Origin of the sequence: Pseudomonas sp. B5(2017) (assembly GCF_002112825.1) — a bacterium.
Lineage (GTDB): Bacteria > Pseudomonadota > Gammaproteobacteria > Pseudomonadales > Pseudomonadaceae > Aquipseudomonas > Aquipseudomonas putida_Z.
Genome location: NZ_NEIR01000022.1, coordinates 34138 through 57161, shown reverse-complemented (window position 1 = coordinate 57161; position 23024 = coordinate 34138). Strand labels below are relative to the sequence as shown.

19 protein-coding genes are annotated in these 23024 nt (G+C 65.1%); 12 read left to right on the top strand and 7 right to left on the bottom strand.

The window, feature by feature from the left end; all coding sequences use genetic code 11:
• Nucleotides 1-78 precede the first annotated feature (78 nt).
• The 3 genes from CAG00_RS25900 (at nucleotide 79) to CAG00_RS25885 (ending at nucleotide 4838) form a co-directional block, all read left to right on the top strand.
• Nucleotides 79-1440, top strand: coding sequence for an MFS transporter (locus CAG00_RS25900; protein ID WP_085665672.1), 1362 nt, complete (start codon nucleotides 79-81; stop codon nucleotides 1438-1440).
• Between the two features lie 77 nt (nucleotides 1441-1517).
• Nucleotides 1518-3071 carry a galactarate dehydratase gene (garD, locus tag CAG00_RS25895; protein WP_025338828.1) on the top strand — a complete coding sequence of 518 codons (1554 nt, stop codon included), beginning with the start codon at nucleotides 1518-1520 and terminating at the stop codon, nucleotides 3069-3071.
• A 186-nt stretch (nucleotides 3072-3257) separates the two neighbouring features.
• Nucleotides 3258-4838 (top strand): aldehyde dehydrogenase (NADP(+)), encoded by a 1581-nt coding sequence (locus CAG00_RS25885; RefSeq protein WP_085665670.1) that lies wholly within the window; start codon nucleotides 3258-3260, stop codon nucleotides 4836-4838.
• Nucleotides 4839-5011: 173 nt separating this feature from the next.
• Here CAG00_RS25885 and CAG00_RS25880 read toward each other — a convergent pair whose 3' ends face one another.
• Nucleotides 5012-5761 carry a FadR/GntR family transcriptional regulator gene (locus CAG00_RS25880; protein ID WP_085665669.1) on the bottom strand — a complete coding sequence of 250 codons (750 nt, stop codon included), beginning with the start codon at nucleotides 5759-5761 and terminating at the stop codon, nucleotides 5012-5014.
• Between the two features lie 193 nt (nucleotides 5762-5954).
• On the opposite strand from CAG00_RS25880, the gene CAG00_RS25875 reads away from it, so the two are divergent.
• Together CAG00_RS25875 and CAG00_RS25870 are read left to right on the top strand one after the other, a co-directional pair.
• Nucleotides 5955-6605 carry a DUF998 domain-containing protein gene (locus CAG00_RS25875; protein WP_085665668.1) on the top strand — a complete coding sequence of 217 codons (651 nt, stop codon included), beginning with the start codon at nucleotides 5955-5957 and terminating at the stop codon, nucleotides 6603-6605.
• A 74-nt stretch (nucleotides 6606-6679) separates the two neighbouring features.
• Nucleotides 6680-7009, top strand: a complete 330-nt coding sequence (locus tag CAG00_RS25870; RefSeq protein WP_023660807.1) for a hypothetical protein — start codon at nucleotides 6680-6682, stop codon at nucleotides 7007-7009.
• Between the two features lie 136 nt (nucleotides 7010-7145).
• Here the strand turns inward: CAG00_RS25870 and CAG00_RS25865 are convergent, their stop codons facing one another.
• Together CAG00_RS25865 and CAG00_RS25860 are read right to left on the bottom strand one after the other, a co-directional pair.
• A complete protein-coding gene (locus CAG00_RS25865) occupies nucleotides 7146-8066 on the bottom strand; it encodes a LysR family transcriptional regulator (RefSeq protein WP_085665667.1) in 921 nt (306 codons plus the stop codon).
• A 41-nt stretch (nucleotides 8067-8107) separates the two neighbouring features.
• On the bottom strand, nucleotides 8108-9082 hold the full coding sequence (locus CAG00_RS25860) for a quinone oxidoreductase (protein ID WP_085617052.1): 975 nt from the start codon (nucleotides 9080-9082) through the stop codon (nucleotides 8108-8110).
• 283 nt (nucleotides 9083-9365) lie between these two features.
• Here CAG00_RS25860 and CAG00_RS25855 point away from each other — a divergent pair, with 283 nt between their 5' ends.
• Nucleotides 9366-10274: a LysR family transcriptional regulator gene (locus CAG00_RS25855; protein WP_085665666.1), complete on the top strand. Its 909-nt coding sequence runs from the start codon at nucleotides 9366-9368 to the stop codon at nucleotides 10272-10274.
• On the opposite strand, the gene CAG00_RS25850 is transcribed toward CAG00_RS25855, so the two are convergent.
• Entirely contained in the window at nucleotides 10275-10793 is a 519-nt protein-coding gene (locus CAG00_RS25850; protein WP_025338822.1) for a DMT family transporter, read from the bottom strand.
• Nucleotides 10794-10998: 205 nt separating this feature from the next.
• On the opposite strand from CAG00_RS25850, the gene CAG00_RS25845 reads away from it, so the two are divergent.
• The gene (locus tag CAG00_RS25845) at nucleotides 10999-11763 is read left to right on the top strand and encodes a hypothetical protein (RefSeq protein ID WP_085665665.1); all 765 of its coding nucleotides are present in this window, start codon (nucleotides 10999-11001) and stop codon (nucleotides 11761-11763) included.
• A 4-nt stretch (nucleotides 11764-11767) separates the two neighbouring features.
• Here the strand turns inward: CAG00_RS25845 and CAG00_RS25840 are convergent, their stop codons facing one another.
• A complete protein-coding gene (locus CAG00_RS25840) occupies nucleotides 11768-12349 on the bottom strand; it encodes a hypothetical protein (RefSeq protein ID WP_085617056.1) in 582 nt (193 codons plus the stop codon).
• 226 nt (nucleotides 12350-12575) lie between these two features.
• On the opposite strand from CAG00_RS25840, the gene CAG00_RS25835 reads away from it, so the two are divergent.
• Entirely contained in the window at nucleotides 12576-14708 is a 2133-nt protein-coding gene (locus CAG00_RS25835; RefSeq protein ID WP_176240920.1) for a TonB-dependent siderophore receptor, read from the top strand.
• Between the two features lie 166 nt (nucleotides 14709-14874).
• A complete protein-coding gene (locus tag CAG00_RS25830; protein ID WP_025338818.1) occupies nucleotides 14875-15174 on the top strand; it encodes a hypothetical protein in 300 nt (99 codons plus the stop codon).
• A gap of 17 nt (nucleotides 15175-15191) precedes the next feature.
• Here the strand turns inward: CAG00_RS25830 and CAG00_RS25825 are convergent, their stop codons facing one another.
• Together CAG00_RS25825 and CAG00_RS25820 are read right to left on the bottom strand one after the other, a co-directional pair.
• Nucleotides 15192-16004: a class I SAM-dependent methyltransferase gene (locus CAG00_RS25825; RefSeq protein WP_085665663.1), complete on the bottom strand. Its 813-nt coding sequence runs from the start codon at nucleotides 16002-16004 to the stop codon at nucleotides 15192-15194.
• A 291-nt stretch (nucleotides 16005-16295) separates the two neighbouring features.
• Complete coding sequence (locus CAG00_RS25820) at nucleotides 16296-18482, bottom strand: OsmC domain/YcaO domain-containing protein (protein ID WP_085665662.1); 2187 nt, start codon at nucleotides 18480-18482, stop codon at nucleotides 16296-16298.
• Between the two features lie 389 nt (nucleotides 18483-18871).
• On the opposite strand from CAG00_RS25820, the gene CAG00_RS25815 reads away from it, so the two are divergent.
• The 3 genes from CAG00_RS25815 to CAG00_RS25805 are packed head-to-tail and all read left to right on the top strand — an operon-like array spanning nucleotide 18872 to nucleotide 22937.
• On the top strand, nucleotides 18872-19327 hold the full coding sequence (locus CAG00_RS25815) for a (2Fe-2S)-binding protein (protein WP_085665661.1): 456 nt from the start codon (nucleotides 18872-18874) through the stop codon (nucleotides 19325-19327).
• Nucleotides 19327-21576 carry a molybdopterin cofactor-binding domain-containing protein gene (locus CAG00_RS25810; protein WP_085665660.1) on the top strand — a complete coding sequence of 750 codons (2250 nt, stop codon included), beginning with the start codon at nucleotides 19327-19329 and terminating at the stop codon, nucleotides 21574-21576. Before CAG00_RS25815 ends, CAG00_RS25810 begins: the two co-directional genes overlap by 1 nt.
• A 17-nt stretch (nucleotides 21577-21593) precedes the next feature.
• Complete coding sequence (locus CAG00_RS25805) at nucleotides 21594-22937, top strand: cytochrome c (protein WP_085665659.1); 1344 nt, start codon at nucleotides 21594-21596, stop codon at nucleotides 22935-22937.
• Nucleotides 22938-23024: the final 87 nt, after the last annotated feature.

Sequence of the window (23024 nt, the reverse complement as noted above, 5' to 3'; positions counted from 1 at the left end):
GCGCCCGGAGTGGGCCAGCCCCACTCCGGTTACAATTCGTGAGCCCGCACAAAAATAACTAGTGGGAGTACTACCAGCATGCAAGCGACGAAGAAGACGCATGTGCGCTACCTGATCCTGTTCATGCTGTTCCTGGTGACCACGATCAACTACGCTGACCGCGCCACCATTGCAATCGCGGGCTCCAGCCTGCAGAAAGACCTCGGCATCGATGCCGTGACCCTCGGCTACATCTTCTCCGCCTTCGGATGGGCATACGTGGCTGGCCAGATTCCTGGTGGCTGGCTGCTCGACCGCTTCGGTTCCAAGAACGTCTACGCCTTCAGCATCTTCACCTGGTCGCTGTTCACCCTGCTGCAGGGCTTTGTCGGTGGCCTGCCGGTGGCCTGGGCGGTGGTGACGCTGTTCACCCTGCGCTTTCTGGTCGGTTTTGCCGAAGCCCCGTCGTTCCCGGGCAATGCGCGCATCGTCGCGGCCTGGTTCCCGACCCAGGAACGCGGCACCGCTTCGGCCATCTTCAACTCGGCGCAGTACTTCGCCACCGCACTGTTCGCACCGATCATGGGCTGGATCGTGTTCAGCTTCGGCTGGGAGCACGTGTTCGTGGTCATGGGCGCACTGGGCATCGTGTTCTCCATGGTGTGGCTGAAGACCATCTACAACCCGCGCCAACACCCACGCATCAGCCCAGGTGAACTCGAGCACATCGAGCAGAACGGCGGCCTGGTGGACATGGACCAGAAGCGCGGCAACGACGGCCCGAAATGGGGCTACATCAAGCAACTGCTGACCAGCCGCATGCTGCTGGGCGTGTACCTGGGCCAGTACTGCATCAACGCCATCACCTACTTCTTCCTCACCTGGTTCCCGGTGTACCTGGTGCAGGAGCGCGGCATGACCATCCTCAAGGCCGGCTTCATCGCCTCGCTGCCGGCGGTCTGCGGCTTCATCGGTGGCGTGCTGGGCGGGGTGATCTCCGACTGGCTGCTGCGCCGCGGCAACTCGCTGACCTTCTCGCGCAAGCTGCCGATCGTCTGCGGCCTGCTGCTGTCGACCACCATGGTGTTCTGCAACTACGTCGACGCCGAGTGGATGGTGGTCGGTTTCATGACCCTGGCGTTCTTCGGCAAAGGCATCGGCGCACTGGGCTGGGCGGTGGTCGCCGACACCTCGCCGAAACAGATCGCCGGGCTGTCGGGCGGGCTGTTCAACACCTTCGGCAACATCGCCTCGATCACCACGCCGATCGTTATCGGCTACATCATCAGTGCCACCGGCTCGTTCAAGTGGGCCCTGGTGTATGTCGGCGCCAACGCCCTGGTGGCGGTGTTCAGCTACCTGGTGATCGTCGGCCCGATCAAGCGCATCGAGCTGCGTGAAAGCCCAAAGCCTGACGCCGAGCGAGCGGCCGGCAGCGAACTGGCCGGCTCGCGCCACTGAGTGAACACGCCCGCGTCGGCCACCCCGCCGCGGGCGGATGTACAAAAGCCTGAGAACCTGACAAGTAGGGCCCGAACATGCAGTTGATCGAACATTCCGACTCGCCCCGCTACGTCCGCCTGCACGACGACGACAATGTCGTGGTGGTGGTCAATGATGGCGGCCTGGGCGAAGGCGCCCGCTTCGCCGACGGCCTGACCCTGGTCGAAGGCGTGCCACAGAGCCACAAGGTGGCCACCGTAGCCATCGCCAAGGGCGAACCGGTGCGCCGCTACGGGCAGATCATAGGCTATGCGCTGGAAGACCTGCGCCAGGGTAGCTGGGTGCAGGAGAGCCAGCTGGCCATGCCGGCCGCGCCGGAGCTGGACAGCCTGCCACGCTGCGACGCCGTCCCGCAGCCGCTGCCGCCGCTCGAAGGCTTCACCTTCGAAGGCTACCGCAACGCCGACGGCACCGTCGGTACCCGCAACATCCTCGGCATCACCACCACCGTGCAATGCGTGGCCGGCGTGCTGGAGCATGCGGTAAAGCGCATTCGCAGCGAGTTGCTGCCCAAGTACCCCAATGTCGATGACGTGGTGGCCATCACCCACAGCTATGGCTGCGGCGTGGCGATCAACGCGCGCGATGCCTACATCCCGATCCGCACGGTGCGCAACCTGGCGCGCAACCCCAACCTGGGCGGTGAGGCCCTGGTCATCAGCCTGGGCTGCGAAAAGCTGCAGGCCGGCCAGGTGATGCACGACAACGACCCGTCGGTCGACCTCAGCGACCCGTGGCTGTACCGCCTGCAGGACGCCAGCCTGGGCTTTGTGGAAATGATCGAACAGATCATGGAACTGGCCGAGACCCGCCTGAAGAAACTCGACCAGCGCCGCCGCGAAAGCGTGCCGGCCAGCGAACTGATCCTGGGTATGCAGTGCGGGGGCAGCGATGCCTTCTCGGGCATCACCGCCAACCCGGCGCTGGGCTACGCCGCCGACCTGCTGGTACGCGCTGGCGCCACCGTGCTGTTCTCGGAAGTGACCGAAGTGCGCGACGCCATCTACATGCTCACCTCGCGGGCGGAAAACCAGGAGGTCGCAGACGCCCTGGTGCGCGAAATGGACTGGTACGACCGCTACCTGCAGCAAGGCGCCGCCGACCGCAGCGCCAACACCACGCCGGGCAACAAGAAAGGCGGCTTGTCGAATATCGTCGAGAAGTCCCTGGGGTCAATCGTCAAGTCCGGCAGCGGCGCCATTCAGGGCGTGCTCGGCCCGGGCGAGCGGGTCAATCGCAAAGGCCTGATCTTCTGCGCCACCCCGGCCAGCGACTTTGTCTGCGGCACCCTGCAACTGGCTGCCGGCATGAACCTGCATGTGTTCACCACCGGCCGCGGCACCCCGTACGGCCTGGCCATGGCGCCAGTGGTCAAGGTATGCACCCGCAGCGAGCTGGCCCAGCGCTGGCCCGACCTGATCGACATCGACGCCGGGCGCATCGCCAGCGGCCGCTCGACCATCGAGGAGCTGGGCTGGGAGCTGTTCCACTACTACCTGGACGTGGCCAGCGGCCGCAAGCAGACCTGGGCCGAACAGCATCGCCTGCACAACGACATCACCCTGTTCAACCCGGCACCGATTACCTGATGCCAAGGGCTTGCCCGACTCAATATTGCAACGCGGTCCCTGTGGGAGCGGGTTCACCCGCGAATACCGGCAAAGCCGGTGCCATACACCGAGTTGCCTGCTTCGCGGGTGAACCCGCTCCCACAGGGTCCGAGCAAACGCCTCAAGCACGGTCTCTTCCTTCACTACTCTCTACAGGAGCATCCCATGCCTGAAATCCTCGGCCACAACTTCATCGCCGGCCAGCGCAGCGCCGCTGGCCCGCAGCGCCTGCAGAGCCTGGACGCCAGCACCGGCGAGGCCCTGCCCTACAGCTTCGCCCAGGCCACCGAAAGTGAAGTGGACCAGGCCGCCAAGGCCGCGGCCGCCGCTTTCGCCGAATTCCGCCAGCTGACCCCGGCGCGGCGCGCCGAGTTCCTCGACGCCATCGCGGCCGAACTGGACGAACTGGACGACGCCTTCGTCGCGATCGTCTGCCGTGAAACCGCCCTGCCCCCCGCCCGTATCCAGGGCGAACGCGGCCGCACCAGCGGCCAGATGCGCCTGTTCGCCCAGGTGCTGCGCCGTGGTGACTTCCTCGGTGCGCGCATCGACCTGGCCCTGCCCGAGCGCCAGCCCCTGCCACGCGTGGACCTGCGCCAGATGCGCATCGGCGTCGGCCCGGTCGCCGTGTTTGGCGCCAGCAACTTCCCGCTGGCCTTCTCCACCGCCGGTGGCGATACCGCCGCGGCCCTGGCCGCCGGTTGCCCGGTTGTGTTCAAGGCCCACAGCGGCCACATGGCCACCGCCGACCTGGTCGGCTGTGCCATCCAGCGCGCCTCCGAGCGCACCGGCATGCCCAAGGGCGTGTTCAACATGGTGTTCGGTGGCGGCGTCGGCGAGTGGCTGGTCAAGCACCCGGCTATCCAGGCCGTCGGCTTCACCGGCTCGCTGAAAGGCGGTGACGCCCTGTGCCGCATGGCCGCCGAGCGCCCGCAGCCGATCCCGGTGTTCGCCGAGATGTCCAGCATCAACCCGGTCATCATCCTGCCGGGCGCCCTGGCCAAGCGTGGCGAAGCCATCGCCCGAGAACTGGCCGGTTCGGTGTGCCTGGGCGCAGGCCAGTTCTGCACCAACCCGGGCCTGGTGATCGGCCTGCAATCGCCGCAGTACAGCCAACTGCTGGCAGAGCTTGGCCAGCACCTGAGCCAGCAGGCCGGCCAGACCATGCTCAACGCCGGTGGCCTGCGCAGCTACGTCGGTGGCCTGGAGCACCTGCACGCCCATGCCGGTATCGAGCACCTGGCCGGCCAGGCGCAGGCAGGCAGCCAGGCGCGCGCCCAGCTGTTCAAGGCCGATGCCCGCCTGCTGGTGGAATCTGACCCGCTGCTGCAGGAAGAAGTGTTCGGCCCGACCACCGTTGCCGTGGAAGTGCAGGACAACGACCAGTTGCGCGCCGCCCTGCTCGGCCTGCGCGGCCAGCTGACCGCGACCCTGATCGGCGAGCCGGAAGACCTGCAGGCCTTCGCCTGGCTGGTGCCGCTGCTGGAGGAGAAAGTCGGGCGGATCCTGGTCAATGGCTACCCGACCGGTGTCGAGGTGTGTGATGCGATGGTGCACGGCGGGCCATATCCAGCCACGTCGGATGCGCGCGGCACGTCGGTCGGCACCCTGGCCATCGACCGCTTCCTGCGCCCGGTGTGCTACCAGAACTACCCGCAGGCGCTGTTGCCTGAGGCACTGCGCGACGGCAACCCGCTTGGGCTGCGCCGGCTGGTAAATGGACAGTGGAGTGAGGGCGCGATCTGATCGCCCCTTGAAACCAGAAAGCCCCGCGCATGGCGGGGCTTTTCTTTTGGCTGTACCGGCCTCTTCGCGGGTAAACCCGCTCCTACAGGGACCGCGCCGTACTTACAGGTAATGGATAACCTTGTGGGAGCGGGTTTACCCGCGAAGAGGCCAGGTCAGGCAACAGAGAAGCCTCAGACCCCCTGCGCCTCGGCCTCTTCATGCGCCTGGCGCAAGCGCTCGCGGCTGTTGCTCAGGTGCATGCGCATGGCCATCTTCGCCCCTTCGCTATCACGCCGGGCGATGGCTTCGTAGATCGCCTCGTGCTCATGCATCAACCGGCTCATGTAGTGCGCCTGGTCATCGTGGGCCAGCCGCGCCGAATTCAACCGGGTACGCGGGATGATACTGGTGCCCAGGTGGTTGATGATGTCGGCGAAGTAGTGGTTGCCGCTGGCCTGGGCAATGCGCAGGTGGAACTGGAAATCCGCCGACACCGCATCCGTGGCGTGGGCAGCCCCTTCGTTGAGTTCGTCCAGCGCCGCACGCATGCCGGTCAGCTCTTCATCGCTGCGCCGCTGCGCCGCCAGGCCCGCTGATTCGATCTCCAGGGCAATGCGCAATTCCAGCACCGCCAACACTTCGCGCAGGGTGACCACGGTCGCCGGGTCGATACGGAAACCACCCGTGGCTGGCGCGTCCAGCACGAAGGTGCCAATGCCGTGGCGGGTCTCGACCTGCCCGGCGGCCTGCAGCCGCGAGATCGCTTCACGCACCACCGTGCGGCTGACACCCTCTTCGACCATGATCTGCGATTCGGTCGGCAGCTTGTCGCCGCGCTTGAGCTGGCCGCTGCGAATGCGCTCGGTCAGCACCGTGACCAGTTCCTGGGCCAGACTGCGCGGCTTGCGCCGGGTCTTTGCCTGTACCTGCTGCTCTGTCATTGCCCTGTATTTCACCTTGAAAGACAGCGCTCATCATAGCGCAAGCAGTTGTACGATCACATACACGCAGTGCGGTATTTCTCGGCGTTCGCTGGCGCGGCAGCCCTGAACGAAACACTGGAAATGCTGGCCCCTCGCAGGTGCGAGGCTGTACTGTGCGGTTTCACGCTCATCCATGGAAGGAAAACACAGCATGAAACCCCTCGACCGCCTGTTGCTCGCCAGCGGCCTGTTGATCCCCCTCTGGCTGCTGGCAGGTGTATGGTTCACCGCCCTGGCCTACCCCGGCTACGACCACCTGCAACAGGCCATGAGCCAGCTCGGCGCGGTCGGTTCGCCGACCCAGAACTGGTCGCCGCTGGTCAACAACTTCCCCCTTGCCATCCTGTTCACCCTGTTTGCCTGGGGCCTGGCGCGGCGCTGGCGTGGCTCGAAGCTGGCATTGCTGAGTGCGGCGCTGGTGCTGTTGCATGGCGTGGGCAGCCTGGGTACCGGGTGGTTTCCCTGCGACCAAGGTTGCGTTCCGGCGCAGCCTTCCCGTTCGCACCAGCTACACAACCTGTCCGGCTTGCTGATGTTCCTTTCGCTGACCCTTGCTAGCGCGCTGTGGGCCTGGTTGGGCAATCGCATTGCCGGCTCCAGGGCACTGGGGCTGTTTTCCCTGGCCTGCGTGGTATTGGCGATCGTGACCATCGCGCTCATGGGCAAGGCAGCGCAAAGCGGCCAGTGGTTCGGCCTGTACCAGCGACTGAACTACGGCGTATCAGTAATCTGGGTCGCCAGCCTGGCCTGGACCAGCCTACGCCCCTCCCGCGCCAGCCCGTTGCGGATGGCAACAACCTGACGGCAATTTGCTGGCCCCCGGTAGCAGCTTGTGAAGGCAAACTTCGTTTTCCTTCAGATGCTTAGGACAGCAACATGCGAGTACTTCTAGCAACGATGGCCGGCTGCCTGCTGGCCACGCTCGCTTTCGGCGCCCAGGCACGGGCGCTGAGCCAGAACGATCGCCACACTTGCGGCTGGGGCGCGCAGATAGCCGCCGAGGCGCAGCAGGCCAAGCTTTCCGGGGTAACCCTGTATGCCACGCGCAAGAAGCTGCAGGCGCGCAAATTCCCCAAACCGTGGATGCGCATGACCGCCTTCGGCATTACCGAACAAACCTACAACAGCCGCTCGCGGCTCAAGCCTGCAGCGATCAAGCAGACCTATTACGAGCAGTGCGTGCAGCATGCCGTAGCAAGGCGATAACGATTGCCCGCGTACCCTGTGGGAGCGGCTTTAGCCGCGAAGAAGCCAACGCGGTGCATGGCACCGGCTACGCCGGTGTTCGCGGCTAAAGCCGCTCCCACAGGGTCTCTGCTAATTCAATTAGTTATGTGCAATTCTATAGCCGCCATGGTGCGCCGGCCTCGAAGCGTGCTTCCAGCCACGCCTTGAAAGCCACCAGGGCGGCAGTGTTGAGGCGCGCGGTCGGCCGTACCAGGTAAATGCCTGCCGCCACATCCAGCTGCCATTGCGGCAGCACCCGCACCAAGCGCCCGGCGGCGAGGTCCTCGCCCATCAGCCAGTCCCCTCCCGCCAGGATGCCAACGCCACGCCGCGCCGCCTCCAGCAGGGCTTCGTTGTCATTGCTGCGCAGGCTGCCGGCAACCTTGACACTCACCTGCTGCCCACCACTCATCAGTCGCCATTCAGGAAAGCTTCGCAAGCCACTGAAACTCAAGCAATTGTGCCCAGCAAGATCCTCTGGTTGCCGAGGTGCGCCATGCCGGGCCAGGTACTCGGGCGACGCACACAGGATGCGCAGGTGATCACAAAGCTTCCTGGCCACCAGGCGGTTGTCAGCCAGCTCGCCAATGCGGATGGCGGCGTCGAAACCCTCGCCGATCAGGTCGACGAAACGATCGGCATACTCGGCCTCCACCATCACCTGCGGGTAGGCCAGCACGAAATCGGCCAGCATCCCACTCAACCAGCGCCGGCCCATGGCTGCCGGCAATGCCAGTCGCAGGCGCCCACGTACCGTCGCCGCCCCCTCGGCCGCTTCCTGTTCGGCCTCGGCGATCAGCCGGTTGGCCTCGCGCACCTTGGCCACCAACCGCTCGCCTTCATCGGTAAAGCGCAGTTGCCGCGTGCTGCGCTCCACCAGGCGAATGCCCAGGCGCACCTCCAGTGCACTCAGGCGCTTCGACAGCACCGTGGGGTGGCGCTCCAACTGCCGCCCGGCAGCGGCAAACGAGCCCTGCTCGTGCAGCGCCAGCAAGGTGGCAAGTTCATCGGCGCGGCGGCTGTCGAAGGCATCCATGGCAAGGCTCGGCACAAGGCAGTAGGGGTGGAATTCGGGTATCAGGCAGTAAGGACCAGCGCGCCCTCCGACTGCCCTTGCTCCAGGTCCCCGTGGGCCCTGGCCGCGTCGGCCAGCGGGTAGGCACGCCAGACCCGAGGCTGGATGATACCCTCGGCGACCGCCGCCAGCACATCGGCGGCGCGCTGCTGGTACTCGTCGACCGTGCGGGTGTGCGCTGCCAGCGAGGGCCGGGTCAGGTACAGCGAGCCCTTGGCGTTGAGCGTGGCAACCTCGATGGCCGCCGGCGCGCCAGAGGTGCCGCCGAACGACACCAGCAAGCCACGCACCCGCAGGCTGTCCAGCGAGGCTTGCAGCGACACCTTGCCGACACAGTCATAGGCCACGTCCACGCCCTGGCCCTGGGTCAGCTCGCGGACCTGGCCGGCCAAGGTTGCCGCGTCGAACACCAGCACATGGTGGCAACCCGCTGCCTGCGCCCTTGCCACACTCTGCGGGCGTGATACCACGCCGATCACCGTCGCCCCAAGGTGCCGCGCCCAGGGCGCCATCAGCTGGCCCAAGGCACCGGCGGCACCGTACAACAACACTTGGCTACCCGGGCCCACGGCATAAGTGGTCTTCAGCAAGTACTGCGCCGTGATGCCCTTGAACAGCACGGCGGCAGCGGCCTGGTCATCCAGCTGCGGCGGCAGCTTGACCAGGCGCTCGGCCGGGTACAGGCGGCCGCTGGCGTAACCGCCAACCGGGCCCATGGCATAGGCGACCCGGTCGCCCACCTGCACGTCATGTACCCCTTCGCCGATGGCAGCGACCCGCCCAGCCCCTTCCAGCCCCAGCCCGGAAGGCAAGTCCAGTGGGGCACCGCCCTTGCGCTGCAACAGGTCGAGCGGGTTGACACCCATGGCCGTCTGTTCCAGCCAGACCTGGCCGGGCCCTGGGGCTTGTGCTTGCAAGTGTTCAAGCTGCATGACATCGGCGGTGCCGGTGCTGTTGAGAACGATGCGGGTAGCCATGATCGAATCCTGTTGGATGGGTGTTCGAGTCAGGCTAATCAGGCGAGGAAAGTTGAACAATAAGGCGGGATGCAGATGATTTCTGCACCCCTTGCAGCAATTCGCTCAGTGCCTCAGCACCCGGTGAGTGCTACAGGCCGACGCTCGCCGGCAAAGTGTCGCGATGGGCCGCAACGCGGCCCCGACAATGTCAGCCATGATGCCGAAATCCTGGGGCCTCGACAGCCCTGGGCATTTGTTAAGCTGATCAAAACTGCCAGACACAACCAAGACCATTCGCACCATGGATGAACTACGCAAGATCGACCTCAACCTGCTGCTCGCCCTGCACGCCCTGCTGAGCGAAAAGCACGTGACCCGCGCCGCCCTGCGCCTGCACCGCAGCCAACCGGCGGTAAGCCACGCCCTGGCGCAGTTGCGCAAGCACTTCGACGACCCCTTGCTGGTGCGCCAGAACGGCCGCATGGCCTTGACCGCCCGCGCCCAATCGCTGGCCAAACCGCTGCACGACGCCTTGGGCAACCTCAACGGCCTGCTTGCCGCCCCACAGTTCGAACCGGCCAAGGCCCAGCGTCGCTTCAGGCTCTCGCTGTCCGACTATTCCTCGCGGATCATCCTGCCACCCCTGCTGCGCCACCTGCGCCATGTCGCGCCCGGGGTGGACCTGGCCATCAGCCAGGCCAGCCGCGAAACCATGCTGGCCCAGTTGCTCGATGGTGAACTGGACCTGGCCCTGGGCATCTTCCCGGACCTGCCCCAGGCCATCACCGCGCAGCCGCTGTTCACCGACAGCTTCATCAGCGTTGCCGACCGCCAAGTGCTGCCGGCCAGCGGCGGCCTGGCCCTGGCCGACTGGCTGGCCCGCCCGCATGTGCTGATGGCCATGCACCCGGATGCCTTCGATGAAATCGAACGCGCCCTGGCCGCGCAAGGCCTGCGCCGGCGGATTGCCCTGGCCTTGCCGCACTGGAGTGCGGCAGTCGAAGTGCTGGCCGGCACCGACCTGATCCTGACCGTGGCCAGCCGCGCGGTGGGCTCGCTGCACCAGCACAGGACATTGCGCCAGTTCGAGCCGCCACTGGCGATTCCTTCGTTCGATTACCAGCAAGCCTGGCATAGCCGCAAGGACAACGACCCCGGGCATCGCTGGCTGCGGGAAACCGTGTGGGCGTGCAGCCAGCCGGGGCGCTGATCAGCCTTCCGGCTGTTTCACCACGGCAGTGGCACTGGCCGGCGTGCCTGCTGCCCAGGTGCCCTGCACCAGCAGCACGCCGCAGAGGATCAGCACCACACCCGCCAACCTGGCCAGGTTGAGCGGCTTGCCCCCCAACCCCATCACCCCGAAGTGGTCTGCGACCACCGCCGTGATGATCTGCCCCGCCACCACCAGCACCAGGAAACCCGCTGCGCCCAGCCTGGGGGTGAGCGCCGCGGCACCGGCCACGTACAACGCCCCGAGCACACCGCCAACCCACAGCCACCAGGGCCCCTGCAAGGCCTTGCCCATGTCCGGCGCCGGCACCCTGAGGATCAGCAACGCGGCGATCACTACCAGCGAACTTACCGTCAATGACGTGAACGCACCCCACAACCAGTGCCCCAGCGCCCGGCCGACGGCGGCATTACCCGCAGCCTGGAACGGCAGCACGGCACCAGCAAGCAACGCCAGGGCAAAGGGAAGCACCAGAAGGCACAAGGTCTTGCTGAACATGGCAGTCCTCATTTCGTGACAGATGTTCAGGCGATGATCGGAAAATTCCCTTTATCCATGGAAATCGAAAGTGTGCACGCATGCTATTCGCCACATGGATACCAGCCAATTGGGCTAGGATGCTGCGCAGCCTCGGCGCCCGCAGCCTGAGCCGGCGGGTTCACGGCTGAGGCCAGACCAAACCGTATGTGATGGAGCACATTCGATGACAGATGAACGTACAACCCTGATCGACCATGGGCAGTTGCCCACCCGCAACCTGGCCGAATGCCTGGCGGTGGATCAAAGGACCTTGGTCAGTGCACTGACAGGCCAGTTGCCCGACACGCTGATCGAACAGCTGGCTACCTGCGCCGAAGAAACATGCTCGCAGGGCCTGTCAAAAAAAATCACGGGGATCGGCCTTGCCCTTGGGCAGTGGCTGGAACCCGTACCTGCACCCCAGCGCCAGCAGGTGTTGGAGCAGTGCAGCGCACACAGCTCCGATACGGTGCGCAGCTGGGCGGCCTTCGCCCAGGCGCACCTGTCGCGCACGCTCGATCTCGAAGCCGCATTGCTGGCCCAGCTGCGTTTTGCTCGCGATGAACATTTTGGTGTGCGCGAATGGGCCTGGATAGCCCTGCGCCCGCGCCTGGCTCAAGCGCTGGATGATGCCCTGGCCCTGCTTGCCCGGCATGCCGGCGACAGCAACCCACTGGTACGACGCTTCTGTATCGAGGTGCTGCGCCCACGTGGCGTCTGGTGCGAGCACATCGCCGCACTCAAGCAAGCGCCCGAAGTGGCCGAGCCACTGTTGGTGCCGCGCCTGGCCGAAGCAGACAAGTATGCCCAGGACTCGGTTGCCAATTGGCTCAACGATGCCAGCAAGACTCGGCCCGATTGGGTGATGCAGCTGTTCGAACGACATCCGCCGTCATGCAAGGCATCACGGCGGATCCATGCGCGGGCAACCCGTAGCCTGCCCCAATGAATGGTCAGCGCGAGGTTTCGACGCGCAGCACTTCGGTGTAGATCGCGTCGACCGTCTGGCCGACCTTGAGGTTCTTCATGCGTGCCTGCAGATCAGGGTTCTCGACCTTGACCACCTGCAGCTTGCCCTCCGGCGGCAACAGGCTCACCTCATGCTTCTTGAGGTCGATCTTCTTGATCTGCGAGGTCACCTTGACCTGGCGGAACGCCTCGCCGCCCGGGTTGGGGTTGTCCGCCGTGGCGCGAATGGTACCGGACTCTTCAGTCGCCTTCGGTGCACCGCCCACTTCGGGATTGAGCACATAGGCCACAGCACGGGTCACGTAGATGTCGACCTGGTCACCCACCTTGAGGTTGGGCAGCGCCTTGGCCTTTTCCGTGAGCTGGAAGGTCACATCCTTCTTGTCGTCGGGGCCTTTCACCGTGACCTGGCGGCTGGCCAGGTCGATGGCCGTGACCTGCGTGGTGACGTGGCTTTCCAGCGCCTCGCTACCAATGGGAATACCGGCAGCCTGCACCGTGAAGCTGGCGGCGGACGCCAGGGTGGCAAGGGCAACAGCACGAGCGAGAGAGCGAATTGGATTCATAGGCCTGCTTCCATGTGATCAAGACCGGATGGGGGCGTGAAATGCTCACGCGCCAACAAGCATAGCCCTTGCCTGGCACATTGCCGGCCCTCCCCCTTGCGACGCGTTTTGTCGTTTTTTCGCCACCTGCGCCATTGCAATAGCAAATGCGAACTCTTTACACTTGCTTTACATTTACAAATCATTACTATTCGTGACCTCCAAATACAACAAAGAGTCACCTGTAATGGCAAAAAAGTCTGTTGCCCCAGCATCCATTTCCATGCTGGGCCTGCTGGTTGTGCCTGCGGTTCACGCGGCTGTCCAACCTGAATCGCAGGGCTCCCTCGCCTTACCCGCCACTGCCGTCACCAGCGCCTACGAGCAGCAAAGCTACAAGGCCAGCGAAAGCCGCAGCGCCATGAAGATCGACGCCCCGCTGCGCGACATCCCGCAAACCGTCAACGTCGTGCCCGAAAGCGTGATCAAGGACCAGGGTGCACAGTCCATGGAAGACGTGCTGAAGAACGTGCCCGGCGTCGGCCTGTCCAACGGCGACGGCCAGCGTGACCAGGTGACCATTCGCGGCTTCAGCGCCATTGGCGACATGTACATCGACGGCGTGCGCGACGACGCCCTGTACTTCCGTGACCTGTCCAACATCGAGCGGGTCGAGGTGATCAAGGGCCCTGCCGCCGTGCTGTATGGCCGTGGCTCTTCGGGCGGCCTGATCAACAGCATCAGCAAGAAGCCGAGCTTCACGCCCAAGCGCGAAGTCGGCATGAGCTTCGACAGCGAAGGCAAGCGCCGCACCCAGTTCGACACCGGCTGGGCCGACCCGCGAAGCAACCAGGCCTACCGCGTGACCGGCGCCTTCGAAGACAGCGACACCTTCCGCGACGATGGCTACATCGACCGCAAGGCCATCGCGCCGTCGGCCTACTTCCGCCTCTCCGACGACCTGGAACTGAACCTGGGCGCCACCTACCTGTACGACAAGCGCCTGATCGACTTCGGCATCCCGGCGCTGGGCAACCGCCCGGTAGATGTGGACCGCGACAAACGCTTCGGCTCCGGCGATGCCGACCAGGACTACGCCCGCAGCGAAGTGTTCTCGCTGACTGCCAGCCTGGACTACCGCATCAACGACGACTTCACCCTGACCAACACCAGCCGGTACTACCGCTACGACCTGGACCGCAACAACACCTTGGCCGACAGCAGCCCGACGCGCTTCGTCACCGCGCCTGACGGCGAACTGCTGGTCAAGCTCAACCGTGGCAACGTCGCCCGCGACGAGTACGGCATGTTCAACCAGACCGAACTCAAGCAGCAGGCGCAGCTTGCCGGCATGCAGCACAACCTGCTGTATGGCGTGGAAGTGGGCTTCCAGGACAAGCACCAGCGGGTGTTGAGCCAGAACAACGTGGCCCAGGTGCCGGTGTATCGCGACGCCCTGGTGCCGGTGCCGGAGCACGCCGCCAACCTGTCGTCCAAGGGCACCAACTTCCAGCAGACCACCGGCCTGTACGTGCAGGACATGATCGAGCTGAACGAGCACTGGAAGGCCCTGGTCGGCGTGCGTTATGACATCTTTGGCCAGGAGTACGACGACGACCGCGCGCAGAACGTAGACCTCGACCGTACCGACAAGACCTGGAGCCCACGTGCCGGCCTGGTCTACCAGCCGGATAACATCCAGTCCTACTATGTGTCGGTCAGCCGCAGCTACCAGCCTTCGGGCGAAGTGTTCGCGGTCAGCCCGACCAACCAGCACCTGGAGCCGGAAGAAACCACCAACTACGAAATCGGCGCCAAGTGGGACCTGCTCGACAGCCGCCTGTCGCTGACCGCAGCGGTATTCCGCCTCGAGCGCACCAACATGAAGACCGCCGACCCGGCCAACCCCAACCTGACCGTGCTGGCCGGCGAGCAGCGTACCGACGGCTTCGAAGCCACCGTCAGCGGGCAACTCACGGACAAGTGGCAGATCTACGCCGGCTACGCCTACCTGGATGCCGAGATCACCAAGTCCAACAGCAAGACCAACGGCGTTGCCAACGAAGGCCAGACCCCTACCCTGACGCCGCGCAACAGCGCCAACGTCTGGCTGGTGCGCACCCTGACCCCGGAATGGCGCGTGGCCGCCGGCGCCAACTACGTCGACGAGCGCTACACCGCACTCGACAACGTGGTGGTGATGCCGGGCTACACCACCTTCGACGCCGCGCTGCTGTACAGCGTGCCGCAGTGGGACGCAGCACTGCGCCTGAAGAACGTGTTCGACCGTGACTACTATGCCTCCGCGCACGGTTCGGTGGACCTGATCACCCCGGGTGCACCGCGTACGCTGGAAGCCAGCTTCAACTACCGCTTCTGATCGTTGCCCCAGGCGCAAGGCCTTGCCATGGTGCAAGGCCTTGCGCTGCATCTGGTGCAACGCAAGCGTTCACCGCTTCGCTTGAATGCAATATCCTGTGCAGAGTATGGCACCGGCCTTGCCGGTGTTCGCGGCGGGGAGTCCTGCGCCTCGGTAAGGAGAGCATATGAGCAGTAAACCGATTCGCCCCTACACGTCCTGGGCGCTGACCACCCTGCTCGCCTTCAGCCTGGCACTCACCGCCGGCTGCTCCAGCAAAGCCAGCAAGGCCAGGTACGCGACGCCCGCAACGGGCTCCAACTGCTTCGCCAAAGCTGTGCCCACCACCGGCGAAGGCGGCCTCGCGTGGGGCAATACGCTGAGCATTGCCCGGCAGAAATCGCTGAACAACTGCGTGCGTTATGCAAGCCGGTCAGGGGGCACACCGAAGACTTGCCAGGTGGTGATGGCCAAGTGCAAGAACTGAGCGCTTGGCCCGTGGGCTCAACCTCGAATGATCACCACTTCAAGGTACTCACTCGGCACCACCAACGACGACGCGCCGCCCACATTGCTTTCATTCAGCAATTGCGCCAGATCCCGCTCCAGCGCCCCGGCAGCTTCCGGCTCCAGCGAGGCAAACGCTTTGTGCACCGGCCCGTACCAGGTGCGGAACACCTCGATGAAATGCGCCGCCGAGCGATAGCGGAAGTTGAAGTGCTGGCGGCTGACCTTCAATTCGCCCAGCGCCCCCTCGAACATCACGCGCAACTGTTCTTCATCACCCCAGCGTGAAGGCGGCAGAGCCCCGGCTGGTGGCGGTACATGCCGCCCGAGGGTCTTGAACATCTGCCCGACGAACCCTTGCGGGGTCCAGTTGGCCAGGCCGATCCGGCCACCGGGCCGGCACACCCGGCCCAGTTCACGCGCCGCCTGGGCCTGGTCGGGCGCGAACATCACGCCGAAGGTGGACAGCACCGCATCGAATGTTCCATCGGCAAACGGCAGCGCTTCGGCATCGGCAGTCTGGAACACCACATTGAGGTGCTCGGCCCGCGCACGTTCTTCACCGCGCTTGAGCAGCTCGGGCACATAGTCGGTGGAGGTGACACGGCAGCCGCGCCGGGCAGCAGCCAGGGTGGCATTGCCGTTGCCGGCGGCGACATCCAGCACCTGCTCGTCCCAGCGCAGGTCACAGGCTTCGGCCAGGCGCTCGCCAACCAGTTGCAGGGTGGTGCCGATTACCGCGTAGTCGCCACTGGCCCACGCGGCTTGGTGGCGGGCTTTGAGGGCATTGGTATCCAAAGGGGTGCTCATGGTCTGCGCCTTCTTGTTGTGCGCGGCCGAGGTCCTTCTGGCGGTCAACGCGCCATGGATCGAGGGGATGGGAGCAAAACGCTACGCGCCTGGCAGGCGAAGCGGCAAGACAGATTGGGGATAGCGGTTATTTGAAACCGATATATGAAGGCGATCGACGTCGTTGTAGGAGCGGCCTTGTGTCGCGATGGGCCGCAAAGCGGCCCCGGCAATATCAGCTTCAATGCCAAAACGGGGGCCGCTTTGCGGCCCATCGCGACACAAGGCCGCTCCTACAGGAGTAACGCGTGGTCAGGCCAGTTTGGCCCGGGCCGCGTGCAGCTTCTTGTAGCTTTCGATCAGGCGCAGGTGGCGATCGAGGCCTTCGAGCTTCATGCTGGTCGGGGTCAGGCCATGGAAGCGCACGCTGCCGTCCACCGAACCCAGCACCGCGTCCATGCGCGGGTTACCGAACATGCGGCGGAAGTTGGCTTCGTAGTCGTCCATTTCCAGTTCGTCGTCCAGCAGCACTTCCAGCACCACATTCAGCGCCTGGTAGAACAGGCCACGCTCGACGGTGTTGTCGTTGAACTGCAGGAACGCCTCGACCAGTTCCTTGGCGTCCTCGAAGCGCTGTACCGCCAGGCAGATCAGCAGCTTCAACTCGAGAATCGTCAGCTGGCCCCACACCGTGTTCTCGTCGAACTCCACGCCGATCAGCGTGGTGATGGTGGTGTAGTCATCCACATCGCAGTTGTCCAGGCGCTTGAGCAGCAGCTTGAGGGAACGGTTGTCCAGGCTGTGCAGGTTGAGGATGTCGGCGCGGAACGACAAGGCGCGGTTGGTGTTGTCCCAGATCAGGTCCTCGACCGGGTAGATCTCCGAGTAACCCGGCACCAGGATGCGGCAGGCGGTGGCGCCAAGGTTGTCGTACACCGCCATGTACACTTCCTTGCCCAGGTCCTCGAGGATGCCGAACAGGGTCGCGGCTTCCTGCACGTTGGAGTCCTCGCCGTGGCCGGAGAAGTCCCACTCGACGAACTCGAAGTCGGCCTTGGCACTGAAGAAGCGCCACGACACCACGCCACTGGAGTCGATGAAGTGCTCGACGAAGTTGTTCGGCTCGGTCAGCGCATGGCTTTCGAAGGTCGGTTGCGGCAGGTCGTTCAAGCCTTCGAAGCTGCGGCCCTGCAGCAGTTCGGTGAGGCTGCGCTCCAGCGCCACTTCCAGGCTCGGGTGGGCGCCGAACGAAGCGAACACGCCGCCGGTGCGCGGGTTCATCAAGGTCACGCACATCACCGGGAACTCGCCACCCAGCGACGCATCCTTGACCAGCACCGGGAAGCCCTGCTCTTCCAGGCCCTGGATACCGGCAACGATGGCCGGGTACTTGGCCAGCACTTCCTGCGGCACATCCGGCAGGCACAGCTCGCCTTCGAGGATTTCACGCTTCACGGCACGCTCGAAGATTTCCGACAGGCACTGCACCTGCGCCTCGGCCAGGGTGTTGCCGGCGCTCATGCCGTTGCTGAGGAACAGGTTCTCGATCAGGTTGGACGGGAAGTACACCACCTGCTGGTCGGACTGGCGCACGAACGGCAACGAGCAGATGCCGCGCGCGGTGTTGCCCGAGTTGGTGTCGTACAGGTGCGAGCCACGCAGCTCGCCGTCCGGGTTGTAGATTGCCAGGCAGTGCTCATCGAGGATCTCGGCCGGCAGCGCATCACGCGGGCCGGGTTTGAACCACTGCTCGTTCGGGTAGTGCACGAACGGCGCGTTGGCCAGCTCCTCGCCCCAGAACTGGTCGTTATAGAAGAAGTTGCAGTTCAGCCGCTCGATGAACTCGCCCAGCGCCGAGGCCAGCGCGGCCTCCTTGGTCGCGCCCTTGCCGTTGGTGAAGCACATCGGCGACTGGGCGTCGCGCACATGCAGCGACCACACGTTGGGCACGATGTTGCGCCACGAGGCGATCTCGATCTTCATCCCCAGCCCGGCGAGGATGCCCGACATGTTGGCGATGGTCTGCTCCAGCGGCAGGTCCTTGCCGGGGATGTAGGTGCTGGTGTCCGCCACCGGCATCAGCAGGCCCTGGGCATCGGCATCGAGGTTGTCGACCACTTCGATCACGAACTCGGGGCCGGTCTGCACCACCTTCTTCACCGTGCAGCGGTCGATGGAGCGCAGGATGCCTTGGCGGTCCTTCTCGGAAATGTCCTCGGGCAGCTCGACCTGGATCTTGAAGACCTGGTTGTAGCGGTTTTCCGGGTCGACGATGTTGTTCTGCGACAGGCGAATGTTTTCGGTAGGGATGTCGCGGGTCTGGCAGTACAGCTTGACGAAGTAAGCCGCGCACAAGGCCGAAGACGCCAGGAAATAGTCGAACGGCCCCGGGGCCGAGCCATCACCCTTGTAGCGGATCGGTTGGTCGGCGATCACCGTGAAGTCGTCGAACTTGGCTTCGAGACGGAGATTGTCGAGAAAATTAACCTTGATTTCCATGCGGGATTACCGTGATTTAAGCGTGCAAAACGAAATTGGCCGGCATTATCCGGGTTTTCGCTGCGGAAGTCCCCCTCACCTCCAAATGCGCTTTCTTGTAGGAGCGGCCTTGTGTCGCGATGGGCCGCAAAGCGGCCCCTTACAATACTGCATGCTGCCAAGATCCCGGGGCCGCTGCGCGCCCCATCGCGACACAAGGCCGCTCCTACAGGCGATAGCGCACATCGCCGCTTGCGCATTTCACCGAATTGCTTGCCTGATCCTCTGAACCTGCCCCCGCCAGCAGACCAGCGGTCACCCCGCTGTGCTAGCGTTTCTGCACTGGGGAGCACCGTATTCCCCAATCAGAAGAAACCAAGCGACAGCAACCGTTGACGGGCAGGTGAACCATGGAACTACGCATCAACCAGAAGACCTACCAGGTCGAGGCAGACGCCGACACGCCCCTGCTGTGGGTGATCCGCGATGACCTGGGGCTGACCGGCACCAAGTATGGCTGCGGCCTGGCCCAGTGCGGCGCCTGTTCGGTGCTGGTGGACGGCAACGTAGTGCGCGCCTGCGTCACCCCGGTGGCCGGAGTGGTCGGGCGCGAGGTGACCACCATCGAGGCGATCGAGGCCGATGCCGTGGGCAAACGGGTGGTCGCGGCCTGGGTCGAGCACCAGGTGGCCCAGTGCGGCTACTGCCAGTCCGGCCAGGTAATGGCGGCCACGGCGCTGCTCAAGCACACGCCCAAGCCCAGTGACGCGCAGATCGAGGCAGCCATGGTCAACCTGTGCCGCTGCGGCACCTACAACGCCATCCATGCCGCCGTGCATGGGCTGGCCCAAGGGGAGAAGGCCTGATGAACACACCAGTCGATACCCCCGCCGAACTGCTCAGGCTGCAACTGGGCGAAACGGTCAACCTGTCGCGTCGGCGCTTTCTTGCCGGCACGGCTGTCGGTGCCCTGGTGCTGGGTTTCGGCCTGCCCATGGGGTCGGCCCGCGTGCAGGCAGCCGCCGCAGCGACCCCGGAGCGCGGCACCCAGGTGCCGGCGTTTCTGGAGATCCGCCCTGACGGCAAAGTGCGCCTGCTCAGCCCGTTCATGGAAGGTGGCCAAGGCCCCTTCACTGCCATGGCGCAGATCGTTGGTGAAGAGATGGACGTCGACCCGGCCAATTTCGTGGTCGACAGCGCGCCGCCCGGCGAAGCTTATGTAGTGATGGAAAATGGCATGCGCATCACCGGCGGCAGCATGTCGGTGCGCATGAGCTACCCGACCATGCGCCGCCTGGGCGCCCTCGCCCGGGCCATGCTGCTGCAGGCGGGCGCCGAGCAGCTGGGCGTGCCGGTCGAAGAACTCTCCACCACGCCGGGCCACGTGGTACATACCACGACTGGCCGCTCCATCCCCTACGGTGAACTGGCCGGGCGGGCCATGGACCTGCCGGTGCCGGACCCGGCCAGCGTCAAGCTGCGCGACCCCAGCCAGTTTCGCTGGATCGGCAAGCCGGTACGTCGCCTGGATGCCTACGACAAGTCCACCGGCAAGGCTGTGTACAGCATCGATATCAAGGTTGACGGCATGCTCCACGCTGCCGTGCAGCACGCGCCGCGCCTGGGCATGACCGTCGGCAGCCTGCGCAACGAAGACCAGGTAAAGGCCATGAAGGGCGTGCATTCGGTGCATCAGCTGCCGGGTGCCGTGGCGGTGGTTGCCGAACGCTGGTGGCACGCCAAGCGCGCGGTCGAAGCCATTCAGGTGGACTGGAAGGAGCCCGCGGCCGATAGCCCGGTACGGCCAATGCCGGCCGACTTCTCCAGCGATGGCTGGCGCGAGCACCTGGCCACGGTCACGGGCCCGGCGCGCGACGACGAAAACCAGGGCGATGTGGCCGGCATGCTGGCCAGTGCCAAGACCCGGGTCGAGGCAACCTACCACAACCAGTACCTCAACCACGCCCAGCTGGAGCCGCCGTCGGCACTGGCGCGCTTCAACCCGGACGGCACCCTGGAAGTGTGGCTGCCCAATCAGGCACCGGACATGTTCCGTGACGACATTGCCAAGCGCACCGGCCTGGCCCCGGCGCAGATCACCCTGCATTCGCCGTTGCTGGGTGGTTTCTTTGGCCGCCACTTCCTGTACGACTCGGCCAACCCCTACCCACAGGCCATTGCCCTGGCCAAGGCGGTCGGCCGGCCGGTGAAACTTATCTGGAGCCGCGAAGAGGAATTCCTCCGCGATGTGCTGCGCCCGGTCGCCGTGGTGAAGTTCCGCGCCGGGCTGGATGCCGACGGCCTGCCGGTGGCCCTCGAAGCCGTGAGCGCCACCGAAGGCCCGACCGAAGCCATCGCTGGCAAGCAAGGCGAAAAACTCGACCCGACCGCGCTCGAAGGGCTGTCGGGCAAGTCCTACGCCATCGCCAACAAGCGCATCGCGCAGATCTACGTGAAAGGCCCGGCGATGCTCGGCTACTGGCGCTCGGTGGGCAACTCGCTGAACGACTTCTTCTATGAATCGTTCCTCGACGAACTGGCCGACAAAGGCGGCAAGGACCCGTTCGAACTGCGCCTGCACCTGCTGCGGGACAACCAGCGCCTGACCAACCTGTTGCAGGCCGTCGCCGAACTGTCCGGCGGCTGGAAACGTGGGCCGTTCACCGCCGAGGATGGCAGCAAACGAGCGCGTGGCGTGGCCATGGCCTCGCCGTTCGGCTCGGAGGCAGCGGTCATTGCCGAGGTGTCGATCGAGAATGGCCAGGTCAAGGTGCACGACATCTGGCAGGCCATCGACCCGGGCAGCATCGTCAACCCGGCGATCATCGAGCATCAGGTCAACGGCGCCGTCGCCCTGGGCCTGTCGCAGACACTGCTGGAAGAAGCGGTGTACGTGGATGGCAAGCCGCGCGCGCGCAACTACGACCTGTACCCGATCCTGCCGCCGTCGCGCATGGCCAGGGTACATGTGCGCATTGTCGAAAGCGGGGCGAAGATGGGCGGCATCGGCGAGCCACCGTTGCCCGCAGTGGCACCGGCGGTGGCCAACGCAGTCGCACAGCTGACCGGCCAGCGCGTGCGCAGCCTGCCATTGAGCCGCCATACCTTCAGCTGAGCAGACAAGGACGCCCCATGACCCACCGTTTCGCAAGAACCGCTGGCTGGCTGGCGCTGCCGTGCCTGGTCGCGGCAGGCCTGCTGGCCTGGTACGTCACCCGCGAGCCCGCCTCGCCATTTGCCGATGCGCAGGCCACCACTGCCGACCCGGCGCTGGTCAGCCGTGGCGAGTACGTGGCCCGCCTCAGCGACTGCGTGGCCTGCCACAGCCTGCCGGACGGCAAACCGTTCGCCGGCGGGCTGGAAATGGCCACCCCGCTGGGGGCGATCCACGCCACCAACATCACCCCCGACCGCGACACCGGCATCGGTGGCTACAGCCTGGCCGACTTCGACCGTGCCGTGCGCCAGGGCGTCGCGCCCGGTGGCCGGCGGCTGTACCCGGCCATGCCCTACCCGTCCTACGCCAAGCTCAGCGATGACGATGTAAAGGCGCTGTACGCCTTCTTCATGCACGGCGTGCAACCCGTGCAACAGGCCAACCTTGCCAGCGACATTCCCTGGCCGCTGAACTGGCGTTGGCCCATTGCCATGTGGAACGGCCTGTTCGCCGCCACCACGCCATATGCCGACCAAGCCGGGCAGGATGCCCAGTGGAACCGCGGCGCCTACATCGTCCAGGGCCCTGGCCACTGTGGCAGCTGCCATACGCCGCGCGGCCTGGCCTTCAACGAAAAGGCCCTGGATGACAGCGGCAAGCCGTTCCTCGCTGGTGCCCTACTCGATGGCTGGTATGCACCGAGCCTGCGTGCCGACCCCAACACCGGTCTGGGGCGCTGGAGCGAGGCCGAGATCGCGCAGTTCCTCAAGACCGGACGCAACCGGCATGCGGTGGTATTCGGCTCGATGACCGAGGCATTCAACAACTCCACGCAGTTCATGAGTGACGACGACCTGGCCGCCATCGCCCACTACCTGAAGTCGCTGCCCGGCGACCCGCAACGCGACGGTGAGCCGTGGCAGTACCAGGCCGAAACGACGGCGGCGCGGCTCGACAGCCCTGGGGCGCATACCTATGTAACCCGCTGTGCGTCGTGCCATGGCCTGGACGGCAAGGGCCAGGCCGAGTGGATGCCACCTTTGGCCGGCGCTACCTCGGCACTGGCCAAGGAAGACGCCTCGGCGATCAATATCACCCTCAATGGTTCGCAGCGGGTGGTGACGGCCGGGTTGCCCGATGCCTATCGCATGCCGGCCTTCCGTGAGCAGTTGAGTGACCAGGAAATTGCTGATGTGCTGGGTTTCGTGCGCAGTGCCTGGGGGAACAATGGTGGGGCGGTGAATGCGCAGGCGGTGGGCAAGTTGCGTGGGCATACCGACCCGGCCAGCAGTAGCCCGATCATTTTGCATATGCGATGAATTTGGTGGCTGTACCGGCCTCTTCGCGGGTGAACCCGCTCCCACAGGATTTGCACCACCCCTAAGACCTGTGCAGTACCTGTGGGA